Raw genomic sequence first — 16,251 nt, 5'->3', positions numbered from 1 at the left:
GGCGGCCCCGCCGCTTCGCTCTCGATGTAAGAGTTGCAAAACTTCCGCCTTGACAAGATTCGACAATTCTGATTAGATAACGGCTTTGTTTGCCCACGTTCGGTGGGGTTCGTATGGCGGATCCGCAGGATCCATTTCGTCAGGGATTGTCCTTTGCGGCCCGGATCGGCGTCGAGCTGGTAGTCTCAACGGTGGTGGGCGCCGCTTTGGGATACCTCTTGGACACTTGGCTTGGAACGCGTCCCTGGATCATGGTCGTGGGTGTTTTCATCGGGGCCGCGGCGGGATTTCGCAGCATCTATCAAATGGCCACTTCCGGGGATCGGCCCGGCGACAAGAAAGAGCGTTAAACGGACCCATGGAAAATCCGCTTGATCATTTTATATTGCATCCTTTGATCCCGATCCATCTCTTCGGATTCGATCTCTCGATCAATCAGGCCGTGGTGATGATGTGGGTCGTGGTGGCGGCGGTATCCCTGTTCTTCTGGGCGGCCGTTAGTCAGCGCCGCCTCGTTCCGTCCAAGATTCAGAGCCTGGCTGAGATGAGCATCGAGTTCCTTCGGGGCTTGGTGATGGAAAATATGGGCGAGCAGGGAATGCGTTTCTTCCCGTTCATCGTGACGCTGTTCTTCTTTATCCTTTTCGCCAATCTGCTCGGGCTCATTCCAGGGACCTACACGGTCACCAGCCAGATCATGGTGACCGCCTTGTTTGCGATCGTGGTCTACCTGATCAGCCTGGTCGTGGGATTTATGGTCCACGGACTTCATTTTTTCAGCATCTTGGTGCCGCCGGGCACGCCGGGATGGCTTCTCCCGCTGATGATTCCGATCGAGGTGGTGAGCCAGGTGGCCCGGCCCGTAACCCTGGCCGTCCGGCTCTTTGCCAACATGACGGCGGGGCACACGATCCTGATTGTCCTGTTCAGCCTGATGCTGGCGGGGGGAGCGCTGATCGGCTGGCTGCCCTTCGCTTTTACCGTGGCGGTCTATATCTTGGAAGTGATCGTCGCCTTCATTCAGGCGTTTATCTTCACCATTCTGGCGACGGTTTATCTGGGCGATGCCATCAAATTACATTAATTGAAAGGAGAGGGAAAAACCATGGATGCAAACGCAGCAGCGTTATTGGGAATGGGCCTGGCCGCGGCCGGGTTCGGCGGCGCCGGAATCGGCATCGGCTTCATCTTCGGAAAGATGATCGAAGCCGTGGCCCGGCAGCCCGAGGCCGAGGGCAAGGTCGGGAAGTATATGTGGATCGGGTTCGCGCTGGTCGAGGCGATCGCGCTGTACGGCCTGGTGGTGGCCTTCATCATCCTGGGCCTTCGGAAATAACCCATGCCTCAATTCGATACCCATTTTCTGTCTCCCTTGCTTTTCTGGTCGATCGTTTCCTTCGGCATACTTCTCTATCTGCTCAAGCGCTTTGCACTGCCGGGGGTCCTTGAAATGCTGGAGTTGCGGGAAAAAAAGATCAAGGACAGCCTGGATCAGGCGGACCGACTTAAACAGGAAGCGCACCAGCTTCTGAGCCAGTACGAGGCGAAACTCAAATCAGTCCACGAAGAGGGCCGGGCGATATTGGAAAAGGCGCGAATGCAGGCCCAGCACCAGCTCGAGGAAAATGAGCGGCGGATGGAACAGGAGACGCAGCGGATGCTGGCCGAGGCCCGTTCCGAAATTCAACGGGACCAGCAGCAGGCCTTGCAAGAAATCCAGCGCACCGCCGTGGATCTGACCCTTCTGGCGGCCGAAAAGGTTTTGGCCCGAAGTCTGACCGATGCGGACCACCGGCGGTTGGTCGACGAGGCGGTGCGGGAAATCACCCCGCCGTCCAAGCGATAGCCCCGGAGGGTCAATACGGACTCATGCTGGCGAATCCCGAGGGGGGCTGCAAGAGCCCCGGATCAACCGGGCCCGTCTGGACGGCCTGGAGATCGATGACGGCCAGCGTGGAATTCGGTTCGAAGTAGGCGATGCGAAGCGTTTGCCCATTCAGGTCGCGGGCTTCCCACCGCAAGGTGTAATCCTTCCCGAGATCCTTCCGGTCCTTGATCGAACGGACGAGGAGGACGATGTCGCAAGGATGTCCGTCAATCCGGTCCTCCCTTAGAAGAAACCGCGTTTCAATCAACTCCGGGTGGTCCTCTTCCGGAATCAGTCCCTCGCGTTGGGCTTTAAGGGACAACCGAGCGGAAATCGGCGTATCGAAATAGATCTTGTCCCCGGAATAGATCCGGTATTCCTTCATTTCCTTAAAATCCATGATCCAGACCTCGGGCGGGTCGGAATTATTGTGCTCGTACCGGACGGATTGGCCGGACCGGAGAATATGAACCGTCGACAGCGACCGGTGGCCGTTCAGGTCGATCAAGGTCGTCTGGAGTTCGGCCGAAAGATCGGGAAGGCCTGCGGCCGTTGGAGGCGGGGGGGGCGTTTCGCCGACGGCCGCGCCGACGATGAACAGCCCGGCGGTCAGTGCGATTGCGTGCAACGCTGGTGTGATCCGGGATCCCGTTTTCGAACCCATTATGGAGCCGACTCCGGGTTGAGGCTTCCCTGTCGGTAGCCCCGGAGATCCATCGTGACATATCGGAAGCCGGTTTCCTGTACGGCGGCTATCACCCGCTCTCGAAGGGGGGAATCGAGCAGGCGGGCCAGGTCCGCCGCCGCGACCTCGATGCGGGCCACCTCCCCATGGTCGCGCACTCGCACCTGTCGGAACCCCTCCTTCTTTAAAACTTCCTCGGCCCGTTCGATTCGGCCCAGTCGTTCCACGGTGATCGGCGTTCCGAAAGGGACGCGGGAGGACAAGCAGGCCTCGGCGGGTTTGTCCCAATTGGGAAGCCCGAGCGCACGACCCAAAAGACGGATCTGGGTTTTATCGAGGCCGGCCTCGACCAGAGGGCTTCGGACGCCGAAGGCCTCGGCCGCTTCAAGCCCCGGTCGGAAATCCTTGAGGTCGTCCAGATTGGTGCCGTTTGCCAACCATCGCAGGCCCAGCTCCTTGGCCAGACGCGCGCCGTTCGAATAGAGATCCTGTTTGCAGGCGTGGCACCGCCGCAAACCATTTTGGCTGAACTCGGGTCGCTCCATGGCCATGGAAGGAATCAAGTGGTGCGCTGCGCCGATCCGGCTGGCGAGCCGGCGACTGGTTTCCAATTCGGAGGCAGGCACGGTGGGCGAAACGGAGGTTGCGGCGGCGGCCCGGCTTCCCAGAACATCGTGGGCGATTTTAAGCACCAAGGTGCTGTCGATTCCTCCCGAAAAAGCCACCAGGACGGAATCCATCCCCTGGAAGATTTTTTGCAATCGCTCAAGATTTTGATGGGTCCGCGTATCCATGGTTTATAACGGGGGCTCGCGTCGAATTCTTCTTGCGGGTAGCGACGAAGACGACACGATTTCTAATTTGGCCGGATCTTGGCCTCGTCTTGTTTGGCGACCACCACCAGGGCCAAATGATCCGGATCGAGATATTTCTGCGCCACCCGCTGAACATCGGTTTTGGTGATCGACCGGATGAGCTTGGGATAACGTTCGGCATAATCCAGACCCAGGTCGTAATACTCGATCTGGGCGAGAAAGCCGGCGATCTTTGCGCTGGTGTCGATCCGAAGCGGGAAGCTGCCGATCAGAAAGGCCTTGGCATTTTCCAATTCCCGGTCGGTGACGGGCGCGGTCCGAATTTTGCGAAGTTCGGCCATGGCCCCGTCGATGGCCACCTGGGCCGCCGCATTCCGGGTTTGCAGCGAGATGGTGAAGCTTCCGGGAAAGGCACTGGCATCGAAATGGCTGTCGATGCTGTAAGCGAGGCCCTGATTATCGCGGATCTTGGTCATGAGGCGCGAGGAAAAACCTCCCCCTCCCAGGATATAGTTCATGACGGTCACGGCATAATAATCCGGGTTCTTCCGGTCGATTCCCAGGTGACCGAGAATGATATTGGCCTGCGTCAGATTCTTATCGATCAGCTTGACGACGGGTTTTTCCAGGCCGACTGCGGGGGGAATGGTTAGGGTCGGAATCGGAGCCCGAGCCCACGAACCGAAATAGGTTTTAAGGAGATCAAGGGCCTCCGCTTCGGTGATGTCGCCCACGATCGTCATGATCGTGTTGTTCGGATGATAATACCGTTCGTAAAATTGGGAGACATCCGCGCGGGTAATGCCCGGTAAGGTCTGCTCCGTGCCTTCCGAGGGCCGGTGGTAGGGGTGGGCGCCGAACACGATCTGATTGAAGGCCTTGTCGGCCACCTCTCCGGGTTGATCCTTCTCGGAGATAATTTCACCCAGGATCTCTTGACGCTTACGCTCCAAGTCAGGCTCCGGGAAAGACGGGTGGAGTAGAATATCGGAGAGAAGGTCCATGCCGTTATTCAGATCCTTCTTCAGAACCCGAAGCGAGGCCGTCGCATAATCCTCGCCGCCGTCCGCGGAGAGGCCGGCCCCGATGAAATCGACCGCGTCCGCGATCTGGGTGGCGCTTCGCGTGGCGGTCCCTTCATCTAAAAGCTCGGCGGTCAGATTGGCCAGCCCCGCCTTGTCGTCCGTGTCCAGAACGGCACCGGCCTTGACGATCACCTGGACATTGACTACGGGCAGGGAGTGCGCCTCCTGAATGACGACCGTCATGCCATTGTCGGTGACGAGGCGTTTGGGCGAAAAGGGAGTCGCCGCGCCGGCCGCTTCGGTCGGAACGGGCCGGCAGAAAAAGAGGATCGTCCCGGACAAGACCAGCCGGACAAGCCATTGGGTCGCGATGCGGGTTCGGGAATCCAACATGGAGATTCTATTCCTTGTGAGGTTGAGGGATGAGTATGCCCACGGTGCGATGATCCTCGATCAGATAGGTCTTGGCGACGCGCATCACATCTTCTTTTGTGACTTTGCGGATGTTTTCGACATAGGATTCCTGGTAGCCGTAGCCCGCGCCGACCGCTTCCGCGCTTCCGATCTGCATGGCCTGAAAGAAGTTGGAATCTTGACCCATGATGAAACCGGCCTCGATCTGATTCTTGGCTTTTTGGAGTTCCTGGTCGGAGATCGGCTCGGTCGACACCTTCCGGATCTCGGCGTAGATCCCCTTCTCCAGATCGTCCGCGTTCTTGCCCGGCGGAGGAATGCCGTAAAGGTAGAACAGATCCGGATTGGCCGAAAGATTCGGGTATTCACCGCCGACATCGAGGGCGAGTTTCTGTTCATAAACCAGGCTGCGGTAGAGGCGGGAACTTTTCCCGGAGAACAGGATATTGGCCAGCACCCCCAGGGCGTAGTTGTCCGGATGGGAAAAATTGGGTACGGGGTAGCCGGCAAACACAAACGGCAATTGGGCTTCCTTCTTGATCACGAACCGCCGCTCGCCGCTTTGTTCCGGCTCGACGATATGGAAGGGCGGAACCGGGAAACCCTTCGGGACCCGGCCGAAGGTCTGCTGGATTTTGGGAAACAGCTGCTCGGGATTGATATCCCCCACGACGACGAGGATCGCATTGTTGGTCGAGTAATACCGTTTGTAAAAGGCCGTGACGTCGTTTCGTACGAGGCTGTCCAGGTCCGTCATCCATCCGAGCGTCGGGGCGTGGTAGGGGTGGACCAGATAGGCCATGGCGTAGAGGTACTCGACAACCAAGCTTTGAGGGTCATCGTCCGTCCGAAGGCGCCGCTCTTCCTTCACCACTTCCCGCTCCAGTTGGAATTCCTTCGTGTCCAGCAGGAGGTTCGTCATCCGGTCCGATTCGAGGTTCAAGGCCAAGCCGATTTGATCCGCCGAAAGGTTTTCGAAATAAGCGGTGTAGTCCTTCGACGTGAAGGCATTTTCGGTCCCGCCGACCTTGGCGATCATCCGTGAGAATTCGCCCTTTCCGTATTTGGGCGTGCCCTTGAACATCATGTGTTCCGTGAGGTGGGCCAGCCCGGTTTTTCCCGTGACCTCGTTCCTCGAACCGGCGCGATACCAGATCTGGATTGTCACGACGGGGGCTTTGTGCTCTTCGACGAGGATGACCTTGAGCCCGTTCTCGAGGGTGCGGGTCTGAATCTCCCGGGCCAGGGCCGGAGAGGATGAAAAAAACAAGAGCCATGTGAACAAGAGACCCAATAAGATCGGCATAGGAGACATCCTAAACAAGAGCCTCTGGTGTTGTCAACTGCGGATCTCGCGAGTGCAGGAGGGTCCCAACCTTCCGCAGCCCCAGTGGGCTCGTCACCCGGCCGGTTTCATTCCGCCTCAATTTATGACCGTTACGTCGTTTTTCTCGGTGCGGAGTTGGCCGCAGGCGGCCAAGATGTCGCGGCCGCGGCTTTTTCGTATAAAGGCCGCCAGGTGTCCTTCGATCAGGATTTTTTGAAAGCGAAGCACGGTTTCATCGTCCGGACGACCAAAGGGAGCGCCGGGATAGTCGTTAAACGGGATCAGATTCACTTTGCAGCGCAGGCCCTTGAGCAGCCGGAGGAGGCGATGGGCGTCCTCCTCGGAATCGTTCACGCCTTTTAACAGGACGTATTCGAAAAATATCCGCCGGCGGGGCGGGAGGGGATAGTCCCGGCAGGCCCGAAGCAGCGTTTCCAAGGGAAATTGTTTGTTGACCGCGGGCATCAAGCGGTCCCGAACCGCATTGGTTGTCGCATTGAGGGAGACGGCTAGGTTTACGTTCAATCCGCTCTCTCCCAGCCTTCTGATCTGAGGAACGAGACCGGAGGTGGAAAGGGTGATCCTGCGGGGAGAAAGGCCGACCATTTTCGGATCCGTCAGCCGTTTCAAGGCCTCGGTCACCTCGCGGTAATTGGCCAGGGGTTCGCCCATCCCCATGAGGACTACATTGGTCAGGGGAACTCCCGATTCGAGGTCTCTCAGCACCCAGAGCACTTGATCGACGATCTCGTGGGCCTTGAGATTGCGAAGGAGGCCCATGGTGCCGGTGAGGCAAAAAGTGCAGTCGAGCGTGCAGCCGACCTGGGTCGATATACAGAGGGTGTTGCGGTCTTCGTCCGGAATCAAGACGGACTCGATTTCCTGACCATCGGCCATACGAAACAGGAACTTCTGCGTCCCGTCCGTGGAACGCTGCCGCCGGACCAACTCGGGTTCCCCGATCCTAGCCCGCGTCTCAAGAACCGCTCGGTCGGTTTTCGACAGGTTGGTCATTGCATCGAACCGGGAGACGTGTTTCTTGTAGATCCAGTCCCGGAGCTGTTGAGCGCGATACCTCGGCCAGCCCAGATCCCGCATAAAGCCGTCAAACTCGTCAAAGGAGAGCTGTTTGAGATTCACCGTTTGCATGGGTTTAATTTAACACAGTTCCGGACGGACGAACAAGATGTCTTGATCTGATCGGCGTCTGTGTTATAATCGAAAGCGTGATGGCGAATCGGTTTTACACAGGAAGGGTGGCCGGAGCGGTATTGCTTTTCAGCGTGGGCTGGCTTGTCGCCTGTGCGGCCCAAAAGCCGCTGATTGTGCCCACGACCCCTCCTTCCGAACGGAACGAGAATCCCGGTTTGGACCAGCCGCCGCCCCCCGCGCTTCCAAAATCGGACCCGGCTCAGGGGGCCTGCGGATCGGCCGAGGACTGTTTTAGCACGGCGTTGCAGCTGGCGGACAAAGGGGATCGAGGGTCCGCGACCGCCGCACTCCGGTCGCTTCGAGACCGATTCCCCGATTCCCTACCGGCGAAGCGGAGCGGGTTTCTTTTGGGGCAATGGGCCGCCGAAGGGGGGTCCCCCGAGGCGGATGAGCTCTTATCGCAGGCCGTCGTCGATCTCCCCTCGCTCGAAGAATACGGTCTTTTCTTTATGGCCAATGGCGAGGCCATACGGGGACAGTATCCGCAGGCGGTTCAGACCTACGACCGTCTTCTCCAGAAGTATCCGGAAAGTGTGCTAAGCGCGCAGGCCGTTTACCAAAAGGCGGATGCCTGGGCTCAATCCGGTGATTGTCAAACAGCCCTCACACAGTTTCAGGAATTTGTGACCCGATTCCCGGGCGATCCCAACGCCGGCCCGGCCTTGCTTCGACTGGCCGACTGCGCCTTGAAGATCGGGGATTCGGAGAAGGCCATTTGGGCGCTGCAACGGGTGTGGTTTTACTATGCGGACAGCCCGGAGGCCCCGGCTGCGCAAAAGAATCTTCAACAGCTCGGTGCGTCCGGCGTTTCAATCCCGGCACCGGCCTCCGAGGCGCGATATCAGCGGGGCCGGATCCTTTTTGACGCGGCCCGATACGACGAAGCCGCGGTGGAATTCAAGGCGCTGTTGGCCGCCGGCGAACCGGGGAACCGCGATGATCTGAGTCTGAAATTGGGGGAAACCTTGATCCAGCTCAAACAATACGATGACGCCAATCGGGTATTGGAAGACCTGGCCCGCCGCAGCGGCCGGCCGGATCTTCTGACCAGCGCCCTATTCTGGATGGGGCGCGTCGCGATTCGTCAAGGCGACGAGGGGCGGTTCCTTCAGATCGAGCGTAAGCTGGCCGAGCGATTTCCGACCAGCCCGGATCGGGCGAAACTGCTCTTTATGATCGGTGACTATTACGAAGATCGTCGCCAGATCGAACAGGCCCTGAAGATGTATCACCGGATTATCGACGAAACTCCGGGCGATCCATCCGCCGAGGATGCCGTCTGGCGGATCGGCTGGATGGCCTATAAAACGGGGCGGTACAGCGACGCGATCCGGACCCTCGGGGACTATTGGCAGCAACATCCCGCCAGCCTGTCCGGCGGCCAGTTCGGATACTGGATCGGACGCAGTTCGGAACAGATAAACCAGCCGGCCCAAGCGGCGGAAGCTTACCGGGGAGTCTGCCGAGACTTTCTGCGGAGTTTTTATTGCCAGCAGGCCCAGGTCCGCTTGGCCGGACTCCAGTCGGCCCTGTCCGACTCCGGAAAGACGGACCCTAGTCCGGATGCCCCTATCGGAGATCCGGAAGCCGGTTCAAAACCTGTGAACGGGAATTCCATCCGCCTGCCGGTCGATGAGGCCAGCCCCGCATTGACCCGCGATCGGCATTACTCAACGGCACTGGAGCTTCTGGCGCTGCATCTCGAGTCGGAGGCCACCCGGGAACTGTCCTACTTGACGGATCGATATGCGACGGACAAACCGACGGTCTTGAAGCTGGCCGGGCTTCTTTACAGCGCCGGCGACTACCATCAAAGTCTTCGTCTCCTGCGGCTTTACTTCCAGGATGTCATGGAAAAAGGGGGCGACGAGATACCGAGAAGTTTCTGGGAACAGGCTTATCCGAATCGTTTCGTGCAATGGGTGCAACAGCAAAGTCCCGCCGTGGGAACCGATCCCTACCTCGTCGCGGCCGTGGCCCGGGAGGAAAGCGCGTTTGATTCGAAGGCGGTTTCCAAGGTCGGGGCCTTGGGTTTGATGCAGCTCATGCCTTATACCGGGGAATGGGTGGCCAAGCGGGTGGGCCTGGACGATTTCCGTCCCGAACTGTTGCTGGATGAAGCGACCAACCTCCACTTGGGGGCATGGTATCTCGGCCATCTGATTGAGCAATTCAACGGAAACCTGGTCCTGGCGGTGGCCAGCTACAACGCCGGTCCGGACGCGGTGGGTCGGTGGGCGGAGAAAGGGGTGGGGAATCTCGACGAATTCATCGAATCGATCCCGTTTAACGAAACCCGATACTTTACAAAGAAGGTTATGCGAAGCTACCACGAATATCGTCGGATTGCCGGAGAAAATTCCGTTCAGCCGGTGATGGGAGCCTTGGTTTCGCCTTGACAAGTGAGGCGGGAAGACGGTATAGTGGGGTCAATTTTGAGGAGTTGCGAACGTGATCTCTCCTCATCGGAAGGTCCGTGGTTCCGTTCCATTCTCCCGGACGGCATTTCCGCCGTCGGGCATGTCCCATACTTTTCGATTGAATCCATTCGACTCTCGGTGGCCAAGACGCGTAGTTCTACCCGGTGTACACGGCGAACCAGAGGGGAGGCTCCATCCGGCTTCGCTGGTGAAAGCGAGGATCGGGCTTGGCCCGTCCGAGCGCGGGGCGTGGGGGCATCGGAGGAGCAAAGCCCGCACGGGCCCCCACAGTTGATGGGGGCGACGTGAGCCCCTAATATTTAGGAACCGTCGTCATGCCCATCGATCAAATGACATTGTTGGAAAAGCGCGTTCACCAGATCTTGGAACTGGTGAAGCGCTTGAGACAAGACAACACCTTTTTGGAACAGAAGGTCAGGACGATCTCTCAACAATTGGCCAAGCGGGAACGCGATACGCTCCGGTGGAGCCATGACCGGGTGCGATTGCGCTCCCGGGTGAAGCGAATCCTGTCCGAAATGGAGACCGGGGCGGCCCGTCGGGAACCGGCGGAGGCGACCGGGTCCAGAAAGCGAGGGGAGACGTGAAAAAACAAGTGGAGGTGGAGATCTACGGCCAGCGTTATACCATTGCGGGAGAGGCGGATGAACAGTATGTCGGCAAATTGGCTCGATACGTGGACGGAAAGATGAACGAGCTGGCCAAGAGCGGAAAGAATTTCCCCGCCGCGAAATTGGCCTTGCTGGCGGCCGTCAATATCACGCACGAACTCTTCCAACTACGGCAGGACAAACAGGTCAAAGAAAGCCTGATCGAGAAGAAGGCCAAGGACCTGATCGAAAATATCGAAGAGCAGTTCAGTGATCTGAAACTGTATTGATTAAATCCGGCTCCAAGGGGACCGGCCGGACCCATCCTTCGGGCGCCCCGACCCTAAACCTATCCCTCTTCCAACCTTCTTTTAGCAAACGCTAGGCCGTTGCGGTCGTGGAGGACTCGGCCGTCACGGACGCGGGGTCGAGTACGGTATGGCCGTTGCCGTTTGCCCCCAATTTGATCGAGACCAGTTTGGACACCCCGGCCTCTTCCATCGTGACCCCGTACAGAAGATCGGCCTGTTCCATGGTCCGCTTGTTGTGGGTGATGATCAGGAACTGGGAGTGGTCCGTCATCTGGCGAAGCACCTTCAGGAACCGGCGGATGTTCTCCTCATCCAGGGGGGCGTCGATCTCGTCCAGGATGCAAAACGGGCTGGGATGGATCAGAAAACTGGCAAACAACAGGGCGATCGCGGTCAGGGCCTTTTCTCCGCCGGACAGAAGGCTGATGCTCTTCAGCCGCTTTCCCGGGGGCTGGGCCACAATCTCGATCCCCGACTCCAGCGGGTTGTTTTCATCGAGAAGGACCAGATCGGCCTGTCCTCCCACAAAAAAATTCTGGAAGACCTCCTTGAATTTTTCGCGCAAGGCCGAGTACGTTGAAAAAAACATTTCCTTGGTGGTCCGGTTGATTTTCGAAATGGCGGACTCGAGGTCCTCGATCGATTGGGTGAGGTCGGTCTCCTGTGTCGTAAGAAACCGGTATCGTTCATCCAGTTCCCGGTATTCATCGATGGCGGCCAGGTTCACCGGTCCCAGCTGATCTAATTTGGCCCGAAGTTCGCTAAGCCGTTCCTGTACCGGGGCGGGATTGATCGGTTCCGTCATCGCCTCGGCCGCGTCCTCAAGCACCGTTTGATGGAGACTGGAGGCCTGATCGACCAGGTGCTCGATCCGAAGCTTCAACTCGGTCTGGCGCATGTCCAGTTCATTGTGCAGTTTTTCCGCTCGGGCTCGTTCGGCCCGGACCTGGCCCAGACGGTTTTCCAGCTGGTTGATCTGCCCAAGATCGGCCATGTAGGATTCGGTCTCGACCGACAGGCGCTGCTGTGTCTCGGAGAGTTGGGCGCTCAAGGTGCCGATAGTCTTTTCGGTTTGCTCGATGTCCTGGCGGGCGGCCAACCCTTTTGACTCGAGGGTCGTTATTTCAGTGGCTTGGCGGTGTTGTTGTTCCGTTAGTGAGGCCTGATCCTCCCGCCGGCGGAGCTTCTCTTTGGACAGCGCCTCCTCCCGTTGAACCAACGCCGAGACATCCACCTTCAGCTGGGTCACTTCGGAACGAAGAAGGTCTTGTCGTTCGGAGAAGTTTTTGGCCGTTTCCTGGAGGCGCGCAAGCTCGTTTTCGATCCGCCCCTGCTCTTCCCGTTGAGCTTCCAAGCGGAGCAAGGCCTCGGCCAGGGCCTGCTCCGCCGTGACGACTTCCTGCGCTTCCTGGGCGTGTTCGGTCTGCAACAAGCCCCGTCTCTCCTCGAGACGGAGACGGTCCGCTTCCAGAAGGGCGATCTTCTGCCGCTGGGCCGCGATGGTTGCTTCCTCCAGTTGTCGTTGCTCGATCAGTTCCAGTTGTCGTTGTTGAAGTCGCTCCAGATCCGATGCGAGCGCGGCCTTATCGGTCTCGGACCGGCCCAGGTCGCTCTCAAGTTGGATTAATTGTTCTTCGGCCTCACGAATTTCACGCCGGGTTAATAGGAGTCCTTGTTGTGATCCGGTGCGCCGTCCCGCCCAAAGAAGGCCGCTCGGGGAGAGGACTTCCCCTTCCAGCGTCACAATGGTATAGCCGATCCGGAGTTGACTCCAAAGTTTCAATGCCGATTCAAGATCTCGAACCAGAAGAACATCGCCCAGGAGGGCTTGGGCCGCGGCCTCGAAACCGGACCTGACTTTGATTTGCTGCAGCGCCGGTCCGATGAAGCCGTCGAACTCTTCGCCGGAGGAGTGAACCTGGGCGGTTCGTGTCTGACGCGGGGTTCGGGGGAGGAAAACCCCCCGGCCGAGCTGGACCGATTTCAAGGACTGAACGATTTCTTTGATGGTCGCATGATCGTCTATCAATAGACCCTGGAGCTGGTCGCCCAGAGCCGCTTCGATGGCCGGCTCAAAAGCCTTTGGTACTTCCAGGAGATCGGCCACAATGCCGTGAAGCCGGTTTCGGAGTTCAGGCCGCTCGGAAAGCCAGGCGAGGATGCCGGCCTGGGTCGTCATCATCGCTTTTTCGTTCTCCTTCAGCGATGCGAGGCGAGCCTGCGCGAGCGTCAGCACCTCCCGCTGACCGAGAATGGCCTCGGTCCGCGTTGCGATCGCGCCCTGTTTTTGGTGCACTTCATCGCCAAGGCGGGCCCCCTCGGCCTGGACCCGGTTCAGGGTATCCAGGAAATCGTTCAGGCGGGATTGTTCCGCCTCCAAGGCCTGACGGGTCTGATCGATCTGCTGATCCACCGAGGATAATTCGGACCGGCCCTTGTCCTGGATCCGCTGAATCTCTTTTTTGCGTGATTCGAGAGAGGCGACGCGGTTCTTCACCTCGGTCATTTCGGCCATGGTCTCAAAGAGTCGCGTCTTGTTTTCTTCCAGACCGGCATCCTGGACGGCGCGTTGAGTTTCCACCTCGGCCAGCGCGGTTTCCTGGATCGTCAATCGTTCCCGCCGATCGGAAAGAATCGTGACCACATCGGACAATTGCCGTTCGGTCTCTTCCCCTTGCGCAACGGATAGCGTGAGGGATTGTTCGAGACGCGTCTGTTCCTGGCCGAGCTTTGAACGTTGCTCCTCCCAGGAATGGATCTGATGGCGTAAAAGCTCGATCCGATTTTCCTGCCGATGGATCAAGGTCTGGGTGTCGTAGACCGCCTGTTTCAACGAAGAAAGGGCCGTCTCTTTCTGGAGTGCGCCAGTTTTTACGGCCTGCAGCTCGGCCTCGGTTCTGGAGAGCTCCGCCAGAAGCGCGGATTCATCGGTCTTCAGTTCGGCCATCTGACGGAGGACTTCGGAAAGCGTCGTCCGATGATCCCGGTATTCCGAAACCAGAAGCTTCAGTTCCAAGCCCCGGGTCTCGGTCCGGAGTTCCTGGTAGAGCTCGGTCTTTTTGACCTGCCGATCCAGAGCGTTGATTTGCCGCTTGACCTCGCCGATGATATCACGGACGCGGAGAAGGTTTTGTTGCGTGGCTTCCAGCTTTCGTTCGGCCTCGGCCTTTCTCAATTTGTACTTGGAGATGCCGGCCGTCTCCTCGATCAGCTCGCGGCGTTCAAGCGGCGAGGCGTTTAAGAGCTGGTCGACTTTTCCCTGTTCGATAATGGTGTGCCCTTTGTGGCCGGCGCCCGTATCGATGAGAAGGTCTCGGATGTCTTTTAACCGGCACGGGGTCTTGTTGATCAGGTACTCGCTTTCGCCGGTTCGGAACAACCGGCGGCTGATGGCGATCTCCTGGTAATCGCCGAACTGCCCCGCGATTTCTCCGGTGACATCGCCGACGGTCAGAATTACTTGGGATAGATTAAGCGGTCGCCGGGTTTCGCTGCCGTTAAAAATCACGTCCTCCATTCGATCGGAACGGAGCGCCTTGGTGCTCTGCTCTCCCAGTACCCAAAGGACGGCGTCCACGATATTGCTCTTTCCGCAGCCGTTCGGTCCCACGATCGCCGTAATCCCGGGCTGAAACGTTACCACCATCGATTCGGCGAACGACTTGAACCCGATCAACTCCAGTTTTTTAAGGAACATAGGCCTCCTTGGTTATTCCGCCGGCCGGACCGGACCCGCTTATCCCAGTTTGACGAAAACATATAACATATCTGAAATATGAAGTAAAGAAAAAAGTACAAGATTGAGTGGTTATGGATAAGGGATGCTACCATATCCTGTATGGCTGTCCGCTTAGGTTGACGTATCCGGTTCAATGATGTTATGTTCATTCCCGGCCTTGAAACCATCTCCGGTTGTGAAACCGGTGCATTGGAAAGGAGAATGGCGGCCGATGGCGGTATCGGAAGAATCGAGGCTGGCGCTCTTTGTCGACCTGGAGAACATCGCGCTCGGCGTGCGTGAGGCGAAGTATTCCAGCTTTGAGATCGGCAAGGTTTTGGCGCGCCTGGTGGAAAAGGGCAAGCTGATCGTCAAGAAGGCCTATGCCGATTGGGATGTGTACAAGGAATATAAGCGCGCGTTCCATGAGGCCGGAATCGAGTTGATCGATATTCCGCACAAGCGTTACAGCGGAAAGAACAGCGCCGATATCAAGCTGGTGGTGGATGCGATGGAGCTGGCCGCCTCCAAAGAGCACGTGAACATCTTCGTGATCGCCTCGGGAGACAGCGATTTCACCCCGCTGGTCTCGAAGCTGAAGGAAAACGACAAGCACGTCATCGGGGTGGGCGTGAAAAATTCCACGTCGACGCTGCTGGCCTCGAACTGTGACGAATTTATCTATTACGAAGACCTTGTGCGCACCGCGAAGCCGAAACCCAAGGCGGTGACCCAGCTGCCAGAGAAGAAGAAGGAATGCTTCGAACTCCTGCTCGAAACGATCGAGGCCCTTCAGCGGGAAGATAAAGAGGTGATCTGGGGTTCCATGGTGAAGCAGACCATGAAGCGAAAGCAGCCCTCTTTCAACGAGTCCTACTACGGCTACAGCTCCTTCAGCAAGCTTCTTGAGGACGCGGCCAAGCATGAGCTGATCAAGATCACCCATGACGCGAAGAGCCGCTCCTACATCGTTACTTCTCTGACGGAAACCCAGTAATACAGACGCGGGTCTGTTTGCATCCCATCCGAGTGGAGTGCTATAGTTGCGAGAATGAGGCGCATCGCGCCGGTTTTATTTCCTTCCGAAAGGAGTCGGTCATGAAAAAGATCCTTGCGAGTCTGATCCTGGTCTCGATGGTCGCGTTCGGTTCCTGGGCGATGGCTCAGACGGGCGGCGGATATATGATGGGCGATGAAGGCCGCCATTACGGTGTGATGGGCGGCTACCTTTGGTGGTGGGGACTGTTCGGCCTGGTCAAGGCGGCGATCGTCCTGTTGGGCCTGTGGCTGCTTTATCGAATCACCCTTGCGGTCGAAAAGATCGCGGCCTCGAAACCGTGAAAGGGGGGTTGACAATGACCAGCGAAGAAATGTGCGAGCTGCCGGCCTTCCGGGTTTCGGAGGAAGAGGCCCGAAGTGTGATGGACCGATACAAAACCATCGCGGTCGTCGGTTTTTCCACCAATCCCGAAAAACCCAGCCATTACGTTCCCAAGTATCTCAAAGAGCACGGCTACACCGTCATTCCGGTGAACCCGACGGCGAAAGGGGAAATTTTAGGCCAAAAGGTATATGCCGGTTTGAAGGAGATTCCCCAAAAAGTCGAGATCGTCGATATTTTCCGTCCGCCGAAAGACGTTCCTCCGATTGTTGAAGAGGCGATCGCCATCGGAGCGAAGGTCGTCTGGATGCAGGAGGGGATTGTGAACAACGCCGCGGCCGAACGGGCCAAGGCCGCCGGCCTGACCGTCATCATGGACAAATGCATGATGAAAGTGCACCGTTCCCGGTGAGGGAACGGAATTAATTGTGGCCGCAGGCGTTCATTACACGGCGCGGAGCCAGG

At 58.1% G+C, this 16,251-nt stretch carries 16 protein-coding genes; 10 read left to right on the top strand and 6 right to left on the bottom strand.

From position 1 onward, the window contains the following. The first annotated feature begins 113 nt into the window (after positions 1-113). The 4 genes from VMN77_05210 to atpF are packed head-to-tail and all read left to right on the top strand — an operon-like array spanning position 114 to position 1,846. Positions 114-350, top strand: a complete 237-nt coding sequence (locus VMN77_05210) for an AtpZ/AtpI family protein (protein HTN43181.1) — start codon at positions 114-116, stop codon at positions 348-350. A gap of 8 nt (positions 351-358) precedes the next feature. Continuing rightward, positions 359-1,084: a F0F1 ATP synthase subunit A gene (locus VMN77_05205; GenBank protein ID HTN43180.1), complete on the top strand. Its 726-nt coding sequence runs from the start codon at positions 359-361 to the stop codon at positions 1,082-1,084. 21 nt (positions 1,085-1,105) lie between these two features. Next, the gene (gene atpE, locus VMN77_05200) at positions 1,106-1,336 is read left to right on the top strand and encodes an ATP synthase F0 subunit C (protein ID HTN43179.1); all 231 of its coding nucleotides are present in this window, start codon (positions 1,106-1,108) and stop codon (positions 1,334-1,336) included. 3 nt (positions 1,337-1,339) lie between these two features. Beyond that, positions 1,340-1,846 (top strand): F0F1 ATP synthase subunit B, encoded by a 507-nt coding sequence (atpF, locus tag VMN77_05195; protein HTN43178.1) that lies wholly within the window; start codon positions 1,340-1,342, stop codon positions 1,844-1,846. Positions 1,847-1,856: 10 nt separating this feature from the next. Here the strand turns inward: atpF and VMN77_05190 are convergent, their stop codons facing one another. From VMN77_05190 to rlmN, 5 genes are all read right to left on the bottom strand, one after another. Further along, complete coding sequence (locus VMN77_05190; GenBank protein HTN43177.1) at positions 1,857-2,531, bottom strand: hypothetical protein; 675 nt, start codon at positions 2,529-2,531, stop codon at positions 1,857-1,859. Continuing rightward, positions 2,531-3,346: an ATP-dependent sacrificial sulfur transferase LarE gene (gene larE / locus VMN77_05185; GenBank protein ID HTN43176.1), complete on the bottom strand. Its 816-nt coding sequence runs from the start codon at positions 3,344-3,346 to the stop codon at positions 2,531-2,533. The genes VMN77_05190 and larE overlap by 1 nt, the downstream gene beginning before the upstream one ends. A 62-nt stretch (positions 3,347-3,408) precedes the next feature. Next, entirely contained in the window at positions 3,409-4,785 is a 1,377-nt protein-coding gene (locus tag VMN77_05180; GenBank protein ID HTN43175.1) for a pitrilysin family protein, read from the bottom strand. A gap of 7 nt (positions 4,786-4,792) precedes the next feature. Continuing rightward, a complete protein-coding gene (locus tag VMN77_05175) occupies positions 4,793-6,112 on the bottom strand; it encodes a pitrilysin family protein (protein ID HTN43174.1) in 1,320 nt (439 codons plus the stop codon). Positions 6,113-6,229: 117 nt separating this feature from the next. Further along, positions 6,230-7,282, bottom strand: a complete 1,053-nt coding sequence (rlmN, locus tag VMN77_05170) for a 23S rRNA (adenine(2503)-C(2))-methyltransferase RlmN (protein ID HTN43173.1) — start codon at positions 7,280-7,282, stop codon at positions 6,230-6,232. Positions 7,283-7,362: 80 nt separating this feature from the next. Between rlmN and VMN77_05165 the strand changes: the two genes are divergently transcribed. The 3 genes from VMN77_05165 to VMN77_05155 all read left to right on the top strand — a co-directional run bounded on the left by VMN77_05165 (position 7,363) and on the right by VMN77_05155 (position 10,666). Next, positions 7,363-9,744, top strand: a complete 2,382-nt coding sequence (locus tag VMN77_05165) for a tetratricopeptide repeat protein (GenBank protein HTN43172.1) — start codon at positions 7,363-7,365, stop codon at positions 9,742-9,744. A gap of 356 nt (positions 9,745-10,100) precedes the next feature. Further along, a complete protein-coding gene (locus VMN77_05160; protein ID HTN43171.1) occupies positions 10,101-10,373 on the top strand; it encodes a hypothetical protein in 273 nt (90 codons plus the stop codon). Further along, positions 10,370-10,666 (top strand): cell division protein ZapA, encoded by a 297-nt coding sequence (locus VMN77_05155; protein HTN43170.1) that lies wholly within the window; start codon positions 10,370-10,372, stop codon positions 10,664-10,666. The genes VMN77_05160 and VMN77_05155 overlap by 4 nt, the downstream gene beginning before the upstream one ends. A gap of 91 nt (positions 10,667-10,757) precedes the next feature. On the opposite strand, the gene smc is transcribed toward VMN77_05155, so the two are convergent. Beyond that, positions 10,758-14,384: a chromosome segregation protein SMC gene (smc, locus tag VMN77_05150; protein HTN43169.1), complete on the bottom strand. Its 3,627-nt coding sequence runs from the start codon at positions 14,382-14,384 to the stop codon at positions 10,758-10,760. A 253-nt stretch (positions 14,385-14,637) separates the two neighbouring features. Here smc and VMN77_05145 point away from each other — a divergent pair, with 253 nt between their 5' ends. The 3 genes from VMN77_05145 to VMN77_05135 all read left to right on the top strand — a co-directional run bounded on the left by VMN77_05145 (position 14,638) and on the right by VMN77_05135 (position 16,198). Continuing rightward, on the top strand, positions 14,638-15,402 hold the full coding sequence (locus tag VMN77_05145; protein HTN43168.1) for an NYN domain-containing protein: 765 nt from the start codon (positions 14,638-14,640) through the stop codon (positions 15,400-15,402). A 101-nt stretch (positions 15,403-15,503) separates the two neighbouring features. Beyond that, a complete protein-coding gene (locus VMN77_05140) occupies positions 15,504-15,746 on the top strand; it encodes a hypothetical protein (protein ID HTN43167.1) in 243 nt (80 codons plus the stop codon). 14 nt (positions 15,747-15,760) lie between these two features. Continuing rightward, positions 15,761-16,198: a CoA-binding protein gene (locus VMN77_05135; GenBank protein HTN43166.1), complete on the top strand. Its 438-nt coding sequence runs from the start codon at positions 15,761-15,763 to the stop codon at positions 16,196-16,198. The last annotated feature ends 53 nt before the right edge of the window (positions 16,199-16,251 follow it).

It is taken from the genome of Nitrospiria bacterium, assembly GCA_035498035.1.
In the GTDB taxonomy this organism is placed as follows: domain Bacteria; phylum Nitrospirota; class Nitrospiria; order JACQBZ01; family JACQBZ01; genus JACQBZ01.
The sequence above is the reverse complement of the archived record's forward strand: the minus strand, read 5'-3'. Positions and strand labels throughout refer to the sequence as shown.

Coding starts and splice junctions, on each gene's coding strand:
- VMN77_05210 (HTN43181.1), top strand. CDS start 114: ATGGCGGATCCGCAGGATCCATTTCGTCAGGGATTGTCCTTTGCGGCC.
- VMN77_05205 (HTN43180.1), top strand. CDS start 359: ATGGAAAATCCGCTTGATCATTTTATATTGCATCCTTTGATCCCGATC.
- atpE (HTN43179.1), top strand. CDS start 1,106: ATGGATGCAAACGCAGCAGCGTTATTGGGAATGGGCCTGGCCGCGGCC.
- atpF (HTN43178.1), top strand. CDS start 1,340: ATGCCTCAATTCGATACCCATTTTCTGTCTCCCTTGCTTTTCTGGTCG.
- VMN77_05190 (HTN43177.1), bottom strand. CDS start 2,531: ATGGGTTCGAAAACGGGATCCCGGATCACACCAGCGTTGCACGCAATC.
- larE (HTN43176.1), bottom strand. CDS start 3,346: ATGGATACGCGGACCCATCAAAATCTTGAGCGATTGCAAAAAATCTTC.
- VMN77_05180 (HTN43175.1), bottom strand. CDS start 4,785: ATGTTGGATTCCCGAACCCGCATCGCGACCCAATGGCTTGTCCGGCTG.
- VMN77_05175 (HTN43174.1), bottom strand. CDS start 6,112: ATGCCGATCTTATTGGGTCTCTTGTTCACATGGCTCTTGTTTTTTTCA.
- rlmN (HTN43173.1), bottom strand. CDS start 7,282: ATGCAAACGGTGAATCTCAAACAGCTCTCCTTTGACGAGTTTGACGGC.
- VMN77_05165 (HTN43172.1), top strand. CDS start 7,363: ATGGCGAATCGGTTTTACACAGGAAGGGTGGCCGGAGCGGTATTGCTT.
- VMN77_05160 (HTN43171.1), top strand. CDS start 10,101: ATGCCCATCGATCAAATGACATTGTTGGAAAAGCGCGTTCACCAGATC.
- smc (HTN43169.1), bottom strand. CDS start 14,384: ATGTTCCTTAAAAAACTGGAGTTGATCGGGTTCAAGTCGTTCGCCGAA.
- VMN77_05145 (HTN43168.1), top strand. CDS start 14,638: ATGGCGGTATCGGAAGAATCGAGGCTGGCGCTCTTTGTCGACCTGGAG.
- VMN77_05140 (HTN43167.1), top strand. CDS start 15,504: ATGAAAAAGATCCTTGCGAGTCTGATCCTGGTCTCGATGGTCGCGTTC.
- VMN77_05135 (HTN43166.1), top strand. CDS start 15,761: ATGACCAGCGAAGAAATGTGCGAGCTGCCGGCCTTCCGGGTTTCGGAG.